The following is a 13,024-nucleotide window of genomic DNA, read 5'->3' on the forward strand; positions in this document are numbered from 1 at the left end:
TTGCAGCCAATGACAGAAGACGAAATACCAGCGCCAAAAACATTTAAGCAGCAACTGTGGAATGTTACAAAAACTGTGTTAAAAATAGCTGTTACCACAGCGCTGCTCATCTGGGTTTTTAGCAAGGTACCTATCCAACTGGTCAAATACCGTTTGCTGCACGCCAATTACTGGTGGATGGGCGCCGCGGTTGTTTGTTATTTCTGTTCGATGGTGGTGTCGTCATGGCGCCTGCTGAGCTTCTTCAGGTCGATAGGCTTAAAGCTGAACCCTAAATATAATCTGCGACTTTATTTCCTGGGCTTGTTTTATAATGTGCTGCTGCCTGGCGGTATCGGCGGCGATGGTTACAAGATCTTCATTCTGAACAAAGCACACAAAGTTCCCGGCAAAAAATTGTTCTGGGCCATTATGTTCGACAGGCTTAGTGGTCTTTGGGCTATAGGTCTGATCACCGTTGGACTGATATTTCTGATCCCGCAGATTGATATTCATAAGGCCCTGCCGGTAAGTATATTCCTGGGCGGTTCGGCGGTTTACTATTTTGTAGCCTACATGTTTTTCAAAGAGTACACTAAATACTTTTTCGAGGCGCATTTAAAAGCCCTGGTATTGCAGGGTTTCCAGCTACTGGCCATTATCTGCGTAATGTTCGGGCAGGATTTCAGTGGTAAGTTTTCACCGTATCTGTTATCATTCCTCATTTCGGCACTGGCATCTATTATACCTATTACGGCGGGCGGAGCAGGGGCGAGGGAGGCCATATTCACCAAGCTATCCGATTATTTCCCAATGGATAAAGGGCTCTCGGTTTTCTTGCCTTCGTCATTTTACCTCATCTCGCTTTTAGTAGCCTTGTTTGGTCTGTATTATGTGATACGTCCGAGCCGGTTGGATAAGGGTCTGAAAAAATATGACGAAGAGGTGGCAGAAACAGCCGTGGATCCTGGGGGTGAGTAGCGAAAATAAAGTGTGTGAGTACACCTAATTTTCTAAATTTGCGTTTCCTATTATAAAACCACTACAACGTAAATGAGCCATTTTAATGATTTTAACAATCCGCAGGTTGCGGCCTTGCCCGGTCATTTAAAACAATTTATAGTCGACCAGCACTACGAACATTATACACCCATTGATCATGCCGTTTGGCGCTATGTGATGCGCCAGAATTACAGCTATCTCAAAGATGTTGCCTACTACCCATATATCCCCGGCTTAACCAAGGCGGGCCTTACTATTGAACGTATCCCCGATTTGCAGGAGATGAACGATGCACTGGCCAAAATAGGCTGGGGCGCCGTTACTGTAGATGGTTTTATACCACCTGCCGCCTTTATGGAATACCAGGCTTACCGCGTGCTGGTTATCGCGGCAGATATACGCCAGTCGCGCCATATTGAATATACCCCGGCGCCGGATATTATCCATGAGTCGGCCGGGCACGCGCCTATTATTGCCGATAAGGACTATCACGAATACCTGAGTTATTTTGGTTCGATAGGGGCCAAGGCTATGTTTTCGGCACAAGATTTTGAGCTGTACGAAGCTATCAGGGCTTTATCCATCCTGAAGGAAATGCCAAATGCGGACGAAGCCGAGATCAAAAAGGCGGAAGACCTGGTAGCTTATCGTCAGGGAAATATGGGTGAACCATCTGAAATGGCCCTGTTGAGCCGCCTGCACTGGTGGACGGTAGAGTACGGCCTGATCGGTACGTTGGAGAATCCCAAGATCTATGGCGCGGGCCTGCTGTCGTCCATCGGCGAAAGCTCCAGCTGTATGAAACCCGAAGTTGAAAAACTATGGTACACCAGTGATGCGGTGAATTATAGCTATGACATTACCAAACCACAGCCGCAGTTGTTTGTAACGCCAACTTTCCAGAATCTGATAGATGTACTGGAAGAGTTTGCTAACACCATGTCTTTCAGAAAGGGTGGAACTTATGGGTTGACCAAAGCTTTTGAAAGTAAAAACACCTGTACCGCAGTTTACAGCTCGGGCCTGCAGGTATCAGGTACCATTACCGAATTTAAGGTTGATGGGCACGATAACCCATATTTTATCAAAACTACTGGTCCAACGGCTTTAGCAGTGAACGGCAAGCAGCTTCCTGGCCATGGTAAAAACTATCACAAAGATGGCTTTAGCTCGCCGGTGGGGAAATTGAAAAATATCCACAATCCGATTGAGGATCTGACAGAAGAAGAGTTAGAAAACATCGGCATAGTTAAAGGTAAAGCGGTAGCACTCGATTTTGAAAGCGGCATACAAGTTAAAGGAACCGTAAAAAGCATATTAGCATTCCTGGGCAAAACCCAGCTGATCACTTTTACCGATTGTACGGTTACCGATAAAAAAGGTCACGTATTGTTTGACCCATCATGGGGAGTATACGATATGGCTGTTGGCGAAAAGATTGTTTCCGTATTTTGCGGCGCGGCTGATAAAGCGGCTTTTGAAGAGATCGTTTATAAATCACAAACGGCTACCCATCACGTGGAATATGATCTGCGAACCAGGGAGTTGCATAAACTTTACCAACAGGTACGTAACCGTCGGCAAAAAGGTGGCGACTTTGGCTTTTTGGGTAATGTATGGTTCATGCTGCAGAAAAACCATCACGACGATTGGCTTTGCGCCCTCGAAATATTGGAATTGCTGGAGCATGAGGATGTTGAACCCTCATTAAGAACTGAGATCAGGCAGTTTCTGGAACAGAAGGCCAAAAACCAGCCTGAACTAAAAAAACTCATCAGCGACGGTTTTTATCTGATCGAGCATCCTGTTGAGCAAAAATTGGTATTTTAGGCGCGGTTAAACGCGATACAAAAGAACGCGTCATTGCGAGGTACGAAGCAATCTCTATGCTATACAGAGCGAATGACTAAGTGTAACTCACTAAGTGAACCTGCCTGTGTAGAGATTGCTTCGTCCCTCGCAATGACGGTAAATAACAGAACGGGCTTATGAACATTATTATAACAGGCGCCAGCAGCGGCGTGGGATTTGAAGCAGTAATTGAACTGATACTTTCGGGTAACAACAAAGTAATTGCATTGGCCCGCTCGCAGGACAAACTTGAGCGCCTGTTGGAAATTGCCCATGGTCTTAATCCCGATTGTCAGCTTTTTGCTCTTAACTTTGATATCGTGCACGATGATTATGAGGGCCTGCAGCAATTTATAGCCTCCAATTTTGATAACCAGGTGGATGTATTGATCAACAATGCCGGAATGCTCATCAATAAGCCATTTACGCAATTACTCGAGACCGACTTTGTAGAAATGCTGCAAAGCAATTTTATTGGTCATGTACGCATGATACAAGCCCTATTACCACTGATGCCAGCCGGTTCACATATCCTGAATGTAGGAAGCATGGGTGGTTTCCAGGGGAGTGCCAAATTCCCGGGTTTATCAGCCTACTCGGCCAGTAAAGCCGCGTTGCATACCCTTACTGAATGCCTGGCCCAGGAACTAATAGAGCAGGATGTCAAAGTAAACTGCCTGGCATTGGGTTCGGCACAAACAGAAATGCTGGAGAAAGCTTTCCCAGGTTACCAATCGCCGGTAATGGCTTTTGAAATGGGTAAGTATGTAGCTGATTTTGCGCTTACGGGGCATAAGTTTTTTAATGGGAAAGTGTTGCCTGTTGCAGCTACTACTCCATAAATATTCTCCCCGTCATTGCGAGGTACGAAAAGCACACGACACGTCATTGCGAGCGTAGCGTGGCAATCCCCTACTATACAGAGCGTAGATGTGTATGGTGTATACCCGCTCTTGGCCGCGGGAGGGCCAGTCACTTTTGTCGCCACAAAAGTAACCAAAAAGGCTTCAGCAGAAATGCTTCTTTGCGCACCAAGCCTCTGCCCCGCAAAGCAGGCAGAACCACGGGCTGCAATTATTTTGCCCTGCTTCGTTCGCGCCAACCCTACGCTTCAGCAAAAACTTGCTATGCCCCTGCAACCGCACAGTCCATCATTGTTCTGCCTGCTTTCACCCGAAGCTGTTCTGCTGACGGGAAAAGGAAAAAAGGTTGTTTCCAATCACTAATTCACTAAATTTCACTAAATCATTAATTAAGCTTCACCCGAAGCTTATCTGCTGACGAAAAAGGAAAGAGGTTTTTGCCAATCACTAATTCACTAAATCATTAATTCAATAATTAAATTTTTGCCAATACATTTTTATACTATAAATTGCAGTACCTAAACGATTAAAACTAAATGAGTATCGTAAAATGTACCCACTGCGGAGCAGAAAATGAAGCCGGTTCAAAGTATTGTTCCAATTGCGGACATGAACTCCTCAAAACAGAAGACGAAATTGCAGTTAAACAACCAGCAAAGGAGACAAAACAAAATCCAAAACCAAAGCTTCTAAGTTTAATTGTCAGTATTGTTGTATTCGGGTTATCCTATGCCGCTGTTCAACAGATATTCTTCAAGAAACCTTCATTTGATAAAGTAATGATGGCTGCTGCGAGTGAGATAAACAAAACTTGTCCAATTATGGTTGACAAAGATACTCGCTTTGATAATGCGGTCGCTTTGGCAAATAATACATTTCAATATAACTATTCATTATTGGGTTTTGATAAATCAAGGATCAATACCGACTCTTTACAAAAATTTATGAGCGTCAAGCTTATAAACGGTATAAAAACAAATCCGCAGATGCGAATTTACCGCGATAATAAAACAACGTTTGTTTACAATTATAACGACACTGATGGAAAGTTCATTATGAAAGTTCTGATAACTCCGGATATGTATCAATAAAAGTTAAGCCGGCTTACAGTGGTGTAAAAAACGCGGCACTCTGGAGAGTAAAAGAGCTGGGTAAACTAAAAAATTAAAATTAGTGCGATAAACCGGCTTACATATGAGCAGTGAATAAGGACGAGGTAAAATCAGGTTAATCACTGATTTCCAAAATCTCAAATCTCATATCTCACATCTCATATCAAATTTTTATCTTTGCCCATGCAAGAAAAAATCCTCATTCTTGACTTTGGCTCGCAATTCACCCAACTCATCGCGCGCCGCGTCAGGGAGCTCAATATTTACTGTGAGATCCACCCCTTCAATCATTATCCCGAAATTGACAGCACTGTAAAAGGAATCATCCTTTCCGGCAGCCCTTATTCTGTAAGGCAGGAAGATGCGCCTCATTTTGATTTCGCGCAGTTCCATACCACCCGTCCTATCCTGGGGGTTTGTTATGGTGCACAGTATGTGGCCCATTTTCATGGTGGCGAAGTATTAGCTTCGAGCACCCGCGAATACGGTCGTGCTAATCTGGATTATATCAACAAGGAAAACCTGCTGTTTAAAAATATTCCTGAGAATTCGCAGGTGTGGATGTCGCATGGCGATACCATTGCCAGCATAGGTGATAATTTTGAGATCATTGCCAGTACCGATAGCGTAAAAGTTGCGGCTTACCAGGTAACCGGTACCCAAACTTACGGGATCCAGTTTCACCCAGAGGTAACGCACAGTATTGACGGCAGGCAATTGCTGGAGAATTTTTTGGTAGATATTTGCGGTTGCAAACAGGACTGGACTCCCGATTCGTTCGTGGAAACTACCATTGCAGCCATGCGCGAAAAATTGGGCGATGATAAAGTAGTATTAGGTCTTTCAGGCGGTGTGGATTCATCAGTAGCAGCAGTGTTATTGCACCACGCCATCGGTAAAAACCTGCATTGCATATTTGTTGATAACGGCCTGCTGCGCAAGGATGAGTACGAGCAAGTGCTCGACTCCTACAAGCACATGGGCTTAAATATAAAAGGTATTGATGCCAAGCAGCGTTTTTACGACGCATTGACAGGCCTTAAAGATCCTGAAAAGAAACGTAAAGCTATCGGTCGTGTGTTTATTGAAGTATTTGACGATGCCGCGCACGAGGTTCAGGATGTAAAATGGTTAGGACAGGGAACTATCTATCCAGATGTTATCGAATCTGTTTCGGTAAAAGGTCCATCGGCTACTATCAAATCGCACCATAACGTTGGCGGTTTGCCCGATTTTATGAAATTGAAAGTGGTTGAACCGCTCAATACTTTGTTTAAAGACGAAGTAAGGCGTGTAGGCAAGGCTTTAAACATCGATCCTAATATTTTAGGCAGGCACCCTTTCCCGGGCCCGGGTCTGGCTATCAGGATTTTGGGTGATGTTACACCAGAAAAAGTAGCTATATTGCAGGAGGCCGATGCGATTTATATCAACAATTTGCGGTCATACGGTGTTTACGATAAGGTTTGGCAGGCCGGTGCTATATTTTTGCCGGTACAATCAGTAGGGGTAATGGGCGATGAGCGTACTTACGAGAACGTGATATGCCTGCGTGCTGTGGAATCACTGGATGGGATGACAGCGGATTGGTGCCATTTACCTTATGACCTGCTGGCCAAGATCTCCAACGAGATCATCAATAACGTAAAAGGAATTAACCGGGTAGTATATGATATCAGTTCGAAACCACCTGCTACCATTGAGTGGGAATAAATGGTTATTGTTTTTTAGCGCGGCGCTGATACTGGGTGCATGCTCACCAAAAGTGCGGCCTGTATCAACGCCCGTAAAAAAAGTTGAAAAACCCGAACCCAAGCCTGTAGAAAAACCTCCGGTAAAACCCACAGCAAAAGTTTCTGTTATATCCATGATATTGCCTATGGGGCTTGATCATGTGCGGCCACGTAACTATAGCGGTGCCGGCTTAAGCCAGGCCAACATGAGTATTGAATACTACCAGGGCTTTAAATTGGCTTTAGACTCCCTGGCAGCCCAGGGAGCTAATTTCAAGCTGCAACTTTTTGACTCTAAAGATGATGCCTCAGCGGCGCATAGCCTGGCTTACAACCCACAGATAAGAACAAGCGACCTGGTGGTTGGCCCGGTATATCCCGATGGGATGAAGCTGTTTACCTCCACCATGGGTACCCGTACGGCTATCCTGTCGCCATTATCACCCGCGTCGCCTGCTACTATCAGAAACAATAACTTAATTACCGTTATCCCCCCACTGGAATATCACGCTGTAGGTGCGGCGCAATACATCAACGATAAAATAAAACCTAAAAAAATATTTATCCTGCGTTCGGGCTTTAGCCAGGAGAACGATTATGTGGTAAACTTTAAAAAAGCAACCGACAGTTTAAGCAATAAAAAGGTTAAAATTGTAAGCGTTATAATCACACGGGGTAAATTGAGCGGTTTGCTGCCGCAGCTGTCAAAAACAGAACGAAATGTGGTTGTGATACCGGCTACCGATCAGTCATTTTTGGGTGTTACGCTGCGGTCATTGGATACTTTAAACAAAAACTATCCCGTGCTACTGTTTGGTCACCCCAGTTGGGAGAAGTTTAGCTTTTTAAAGACCGATATATTGCAGCGGCTTAAAACGCATATTACCTCCAGTGATAAGGTAAATTACAAACAGGAGGCCACGATTGCTTTTTTGCATAGCTATCGTAAAGTGTATCACGTTGAACCCACAGATTATGCCATAAAAGGCTTTGATGAGGGTATGTATTTTGGCCGGCAGCTGCTGGAGGGCAACAAGGATATGGCGGCGATTGACAAAACCGATTTTACAGGTATACACAATGGTTTCCATTTTGTAAAAAAGCCTGGCTTGGGTTGGGTTAACACGCATGTAAATATATTAATGTATAGTAACTTTGAGTTAAAACAGGTAGAATGAAGGCTATAAACCAGCTTAAAACGTTTCAGCGAATATTGGGTGAATACCCTGCCGATACGCCTCTAAGTAAGTTTTTACCCGGCTTCTACAGGCAAAATAAACAAATGGGATCAACCGACAGGCGTATTGCCAACCGGTTGATGTACAATTATTTCCGGATAGGGCTTACCCTTCGTAGTTTACCTGCCGATGAGCGTTTGTTTGTGGCCGAGTTTTTATGCAACACACAAACCAATTCTTTTTTACAAAATTTTAAACCCGACTGGGCCGCTTGTATCGGTTTTCATATCGACGACAAACTGGCCCTGGTAAAAACAGCGCACCCCGATTTTGACCTGGAGGATGTGTTTCCCTGGGTGGCGCAATTATCGCCGGGTATCGATCGTAATGCTTTTTTAAGATCATTCTTTTCACAACCCGATCTTTTTATCCGCGTGCGCAATGGTTATGATCATTTGGTTAAGGGCGAGCTGACCAAAGCGCAGATCGTATTTAAGGACGAAGGGAATGGTTGCCTGTCCTTACCAAACGGTACCCGGCTCGAAACCATATTTTCCAAACAGCACTGGTTTGAGGTGCAGGATTTTTCGTCGCAGCAAACCGGCGATTTTTTCAGGCCGCAGCGATGGGATAGCTGGTGGGATGCCTGCGCGGCATCAGGCGGTAAATCATTGCTGTTGCATGAAGATGAGCCCAATATCAAGCTGGTGGTATCAGATATCCGCGAGTCGGTGCTGACCAATCTGGATGAGCGTTTTCACCTGGCTGGTTTAACCAAATATCAGAAAAAGGCGCTCGACCTCACTACCAATGTCGATCAGACCCTGCATGATTATGCTTTTGACGGCATTATACTGGATGCCCCTTGCAGCGGCTCGGGCACCTGGGGCCGTACGCCCGAAATGATAGCCCAGTTTGATCAGCATAAGATCGAATTTTTCCAGAAGCTGCAAAAAAGCATCGCCCAAAACGTAGTAAAATATCTGAAGCCCGGTAAACCGCTTATTTACATCACCTGCTCGGCCTTTAAAGGCGAGAACGAGGATGTAGTTGATTTCCTGGTGAAAGAGCTTGGTCTGAAACTGGAAGAAAGTAAAATACTCAATGGCTATGAACGCCGGGCCGACACCATGTTTGTGGCAAGATTGAGCCCGCCTGGTGTCGGGTAAAAACTAATAACTATTTGTCATTCTGAACGGAGTGAAGAATCTGTTATACAATAGGCATAATGAAGAAGATCCTTCGTTCCTCAGGATGACAAAACTTGTTAGGTAAGTCATTTTACTACACCACCATTGTAACAAATCAGCATATTTTTTCGTCTGTATAGCTAAACAAAATATACAATGGACATCAACCTGATCAGTGTAAACGATTTTTATATAGCCGAGATCGTATCCGATATCATCGAAATTAACAACGCGCAGGACGCGTTAGATATATTGGCCAATTGCGCCTACCAGGATGCCCGGAGGATAGTGATGTACCAGGAAAATATCACTGATAGCTTCTTCGACCTGAAAACAACCCTTGCTGGCGACATCCTCCAAAAATTCTCCAACTACAATGTTAAGCTGGCCATCGTTGGCGATTTTTCAAAATACAGCAGCCAAAGCTTGCGCGATTTTATTTACGAAAGTAATAAAGCCGGGAGGATCAGTTTTGTAGCCACTAAGGAGGATGCTATTGATGCCTTATCAAAAGGGATCAGGGTTTAAGTAACTAAAAAATTGAAAATAAATTTGTGCAATTGATCGGTTGCGCTTATATTTGCAATCAATCGGTTGCAAATAATATGAGACGAGACATTTTTCAAGCTATTGCCGACCCTACCAGGCGGGCAATTTTAGGGTTACTGGCGCTGCAGGCGATGACACCAAATGCTATTGCCGAACATTTTGACAGTAGCCGCCAGGCCGTGTCCAAACATATCCAGATCCTGGCGGAATGCGAAGTGATCAATCAACAGCAAACCGGCAGGGAAATTTATTACCATTTTAATCCGCAGAAGATGAAAGAAATTGACTTATGGCTCGAGCGTTTCCGTAAGTTGTGGGACGATCGTTTTGATCAGTTAGATAATCTATTAAAAAACCTATAAAACAAATTCAATATGAGTACAAAAACAGAGATCACCAAAGATCTGGCCAACAAAAAAATACGCGTTACACGGGAATTTGCCGCTCCCATTGAAAAAGTATGGAAAGCCTGGACAGATGTTAGCTTGCTGGAACAATGGTGGGCGCCCAAGCCCTGGAAAGCCGTATCTAAATCATATGATTTTAGTGAAGGCGGTTTTTGGTTGTATTGTATGACCGGGCCCAATGGCGAGGCAGCCTGGTGCCGGGTTAACTTTAAAACCATCAGCCCACAGCAAAGCTTTACCACTACGGCCTTGTTTTGCGACGAAAATGGCGTTGTAAACCCTGATTTCCCTCCGATGCACTGGCTGGTTACCTTCCACGCGGTTGGAGCATCTACCCAGGTAGTAGCGGAGCTTACCTTTGACAGCGAGGCCGACCTGGAAAAAATTGTTGCAATGGGTTTCGAAGAAGGTTTCACTATGGCCCTGGGCAACCTGGACGAGATATTGGAAGCGTAATTATTATTTCAAAATACAAAGTAAAAGGCAGCTACCCGGAAATGGTGGCCGCCTTTTTTGTTTTCAAAAAATGAGGTGGTACATTGAAAAATGCGACTCATTTATTTATAAAGTATATGTCATTGCGAGCGTAGCGTGGCAATCTCCTCGCGTTCTCATCGGCAAGAATAGCTACGAGATTGCCACGTCGTTCCTCCTCGCAATGACATGAGTGAAACACGTTATGGGCGGCTTCGTTAAAGGGGGGCTACAAATGCGTATTACTCCTGAACAGTTTAATAGCGATGGCCAGCAAAATAATGCCGAAAGATTTTCGGAGGATGCTGAGGCCAACGGGGCCTAAAAGCTTCTCAATCCATTTTACATTTTTGAGCACGAAGTAAACCACAATAGTGTTTAATACAATGCCCACCAAAATATTCTGGGTTTGATATTGCGATTTGAGCGAGAGCAGGGTAGTCATGGTACCGGCGCCGGCAATCAATGGGAAAGCCAGGGGTACTATAGATGCCGACAGCGGAACTTCTTCTTTAAAAAAATCAACCCCAAGCACCATTTCCATCGCGATGATGAATATCACCAGCGAACCGGCTATGGCGAAAGAGGCTACATCCAAGCCGATAACGGCCAGTAATTCATCGCCCACAAACAAAAACACCACCATCAGGATCAACACCGCGATGCTGGCTTTTTCCGATTCGATATGCCCTACACGCTGCCTTACCTGGATAATTACGGGTATAGCGCCCAAAATATCGATAATGGCGAAAAGGATCATGGTAACGGATAGTACTTCCCTGAAAACTAATGGATGCATGGCTGTAGGGTTTATGCTGGTGCAAAAGTGCGATTAAAATATAAAGAAAGATAAAAAGAAAATACGATGTGTCGAAATTTATGCGGCAAATGTTTGTAAAAGCGAACCATAAAAAAAGGTCCTGATTAATCAGGACCTTTTTTTATAATATTTATCAATTGATATCCTTATTCAACAAATTTTGGGTTGATAGGGTCATTGGCAGCTTCAACTTTACCATGTCTTACATGGGAGCGTTTGATACTGTAACCGAAGTAGATCACAAAGCCGATCAGTAACCAAACAATAAGACGAGCCCAGTTTTCCCAACCTTCGCTGGCGATCATACACAAGCAGATCAATGCGCCCAGCGGACAAACGACCATATAAATTGGTGTCTGGAACGGACGTACAATGTTTGGATCGGTTCTGCGCAGGATGAATATACCAATACAAACCAGTACGAAAGCGAACAGGGTACCGATACTCACCATATCGCCCACATATTTATCAGGGATGAAACCCGCAAATATGGACACGAACACAAAGAATAACCATTGTGATTTATAAGGTGTGCGATGTTTAGGGTGCAGTTTGGAGAATATCTTAGGGATCAAACCATCGGTGCTCATGGTATAAAACACACGGGTTTGGCCCATCAGCATCACCAGGATCACCGAAGAGAAACCAGCCAGAATAGATACCGTTACAAATGAAGCTAACCAACCATAACCAGGCATCGCTGTTTTAATAGCATAACTCACAGAAGCTTCTTTACCCTGGATAAGGAAATCTTTGTAAGATACCAAACCGGTAAGCACGTGTGAGAATAAGATATATAAAGCAGTACAGAAAACCAATGATATCAGGATACCTTTTGGCATATCTTTTTGCGGGTTTTTAGCTTCCTGTGCCGCTGTTGAAACAGCATCAAAACCAATAAAGGCGAAGAATACTACACTGGCACCGCGTAAAACACCCAGCCATCCGTGGTTAAAAGTATCGCCATAATCAACAACACCTGTACTTACCTTTACGGTACCCGCATCAGCCGGGATCATGTAAGGTGTATGAAAAGCCGGATTGATATAGTGCCATCCCAAACCGATGATCAGGAGCACAATGGCTACTTTAATAATTACAATGATGTTGTTTACGATAGCCGACTCCGCCATACCGCGTATAAGCAGCAAGGTAAGCAGGAATATAATAAATATAGCCGGCAGGTTAACGATACCCCTGGTACCCAGTTCTGCGGCATACATACCAGCGGTTGTGTTTGACACTTCGAAGAAGGAGTGTGTCCACTGGTAGGGGATATGGAAATTGAAAAATGTTATTAAAAACTCGTTGAAATACTGCGACCAGCCAATGGCTACTGTAGCCGCTCCAAGCGCGTACTCCAGTACCAAATCCCAACCTATGATCCAGGCTATAAATTCGCCCATGGTAGCATAAGAGTAGGTATAAGCCGAACCGGCTATAGGTATCATACTGGCAAATTCTGCGTAGCATAAACCAGCCAGGGCGCAACCCGCGGCCGCGATAAGGAATGAAATGGTAACGGCAGGACCTGCATGTTCACCGGCTGCAGCTGCTGTACGCACAAAAATACCGGCTCCAATAATAGCACCAATGCCCAGTGCTATAAGCGATCCAACGCCTAAGGTTCTTTTCAGCGATTTCTCCGTCTCGACAGAGGCAGCCATCAATTGCTGAATAGGTTTCTTAATAAATAACTTCATTTGAAAATAGTAAGATCAGTTTTAAAATTTAAAAATTCACATTCCCCCAAACGTACTTAAATTTATTGAAATCCTAAAGGGCGGAATGTAACAATGGAATAATGAGGTATTTCCAAATAAAAGTGTGTAAAATCGAGTAAATCTATAGGTAATCAGATTTTTA

The 13,024-nt window shown here is 44.2% G+C and carries 12 protein-coding genes; 10 read left to right on the forward strand and 2 right to left on the reverse strand.

Annotated features, from left to right (window positions below; translation table 11 throughout):
• Positions 1-9: 9 nt before the first annotated feature.
• The 10 genes from AC57BQ_RS01710 (at position 10) to AC57BQ_RS01755 (ending at position 10,320) form a co-directional block, all read left to right on the forward strand.
• Positions 10-960, forward strand: a complete 951-nt coding sequence (locus AC57BQ_RS01710) for a lysylphosphatidylglycerol synthase transmembrane domain-containing protein (protein WP_090463927.1) — start codon at positions 10-12, stop codon at positions 958-960.
• 72 nt (positions 961-1,032) lie between these two features.
• The gene (locus AC57BQ_RS01715) at positions 1,033-2,811 is read left to right on the forward strand and encodes an aromatic amino acid hydroxylase (protein WP_496404630.1); all 1,779 of its coding nucleotides are present in this window, start codon (positions 1,033-1,035) and stop codon (positions 2,809-2,811) included.
• Between the two features lie 158 nt (positions 2,812-2,969).
• On the forward strand, positions 2,970-3,674 hold the full coding sequence (locus tag AC57BQ_RS01720; RefSeq protein WP_496404631.1) for an SDR family NAD(P)-dependent oxidoreductase: 705 nt from the start codon (positions 2,970-2,972) through the stop codon (positions 3,672-3,674).
• Positions 3,675-4,231: 557 nt separating this feature from the next.
• On the forward strand, positions 4,232-4,786 hold the full coding sequence (locus tag AC57BQ_RS01725; protein WP_496404632.1) for a zinc ribbon domain-containing protein: 555 nt from the start codon (positions 4,232-4,234) through the stop codon (positions 4,784-4,786).
• A 204-nt stretch (positions 4,787-4,990) separates the two neighbouring features.
• Complete coding sequence (guaA, locus tag AC57BQ_RS01730; RefSeq protein ID WP_496404633.1) at positions 4,991-6,520, forward strand: glutamine-hydrolyzing GMP synthase; 1,530 nt, start codon at positions 4,991-4,993, stop codon at positions 6,518-6,520.
• Complete coding sequence (locus tag AC57BQ_RS01735) at positions 6,477-7,718, forward strand: ABC transporter substrate-binding protein (RefSeq protein WP_496404634.1); 1,242 nt, start codon at positions 6,477-6,479, stop codon at positions 7,716-7,718. The genes guaA and AC57BQ_RS01735 overlap by 44 nt, the downstream gene beginning before the upstream one ends.
• Positions 7,715-8,887 carry an RsmB/NOP family class I SAM-dependent RNA methyltransferase gene (locus AC57BQ_RS01740; RefSeq protein WP_496404635.1) on the forward strand — a complete coding sequence of 391 codons (1,173 nt, stop codon included), beginning with the start codon at positions 7,715-7,717 and terminating at the stop codon, positions 8,885-8,887. The genes AC57BQ_RS01735 and AC57BQ_RS01740 overlap by 4 nt, the downstream gene beginning before the upstream one ends.
• A 177-nt stretch (positions 8,888-9,064) precedes the next feature.
• Positions 9,065-9,436: a DUF4180 domain-containing protein gene (locus AC57BQ_RS01745; protein WP_496404636.1), complete on the forward strand. Its 372-nt coding sequence runs from the start codon at positions 9,065-9,067 to the stop codon at positions 9,434-9,436.
• A 77-nt stretch (positions 9,437-9,513) separates the two neighbouring features.
• Positions 9,514-9,819, forward strand: coding sequence for an ArsR/SmtB family transcription factor (locus AC57BQ_RS01750; protein WP_496404637.1), 306 nt, complete (start codon positions 9,514-9,516; stop codon positions 9,817-9,819).
• 12 nt (positions 9,820-9,831) lie between these two features.
• Positions 9,832-10,320 (forward strand): SRPBCC family protein, encoded by a 489-nt coding sequence (locus tag AC57BQ_RS01755; protein WP_496404638.1) that lies wholly within the window; start codon positions 9,832-9,834, stop codon positions 10,318-10,320.
• Between the two features lie 247 nt (positions 10,321-10,567).
• Here the strand turns inward: AC57BQ_RS01755 and AC57BQ_RS01760 are convergent, their stop codons facing one another.
• Together AC57BQ_RS01760 and AC57BQ_RS01765 are read right to left on the reverse strand one after the other, a co-directional pair.
• Complete coding sequence (locus AC57BQ_RS01760) at positions 10,568-11,137, reverse strand: MarC family protein (protein WP_076377851.1); 570 nt, start codon at positions 11,135-11,137, stop codon at positions 10,568-10,570.
• A gap of 167 nt (positions 11,138-11,304) precedes the next feature.
• Positions 11,305-12,861: an amino acid permease gene (locus tag AC57BQ_RS01765; RefSeq protein ID WP_496404639.1), complete on the reverse strand. Its 1,557-nt coding sequence runs from the start codon at positions 12,859-12,861 to the stop codon at positions 11,305-11,307.
• Positions 12,862-13,024: the final 163 nt, after the last annotated feature.

It is taken from the genome of Mucilaginibacter sp. BGA-UO-ETr-C110, assembly GCF_059567985.1.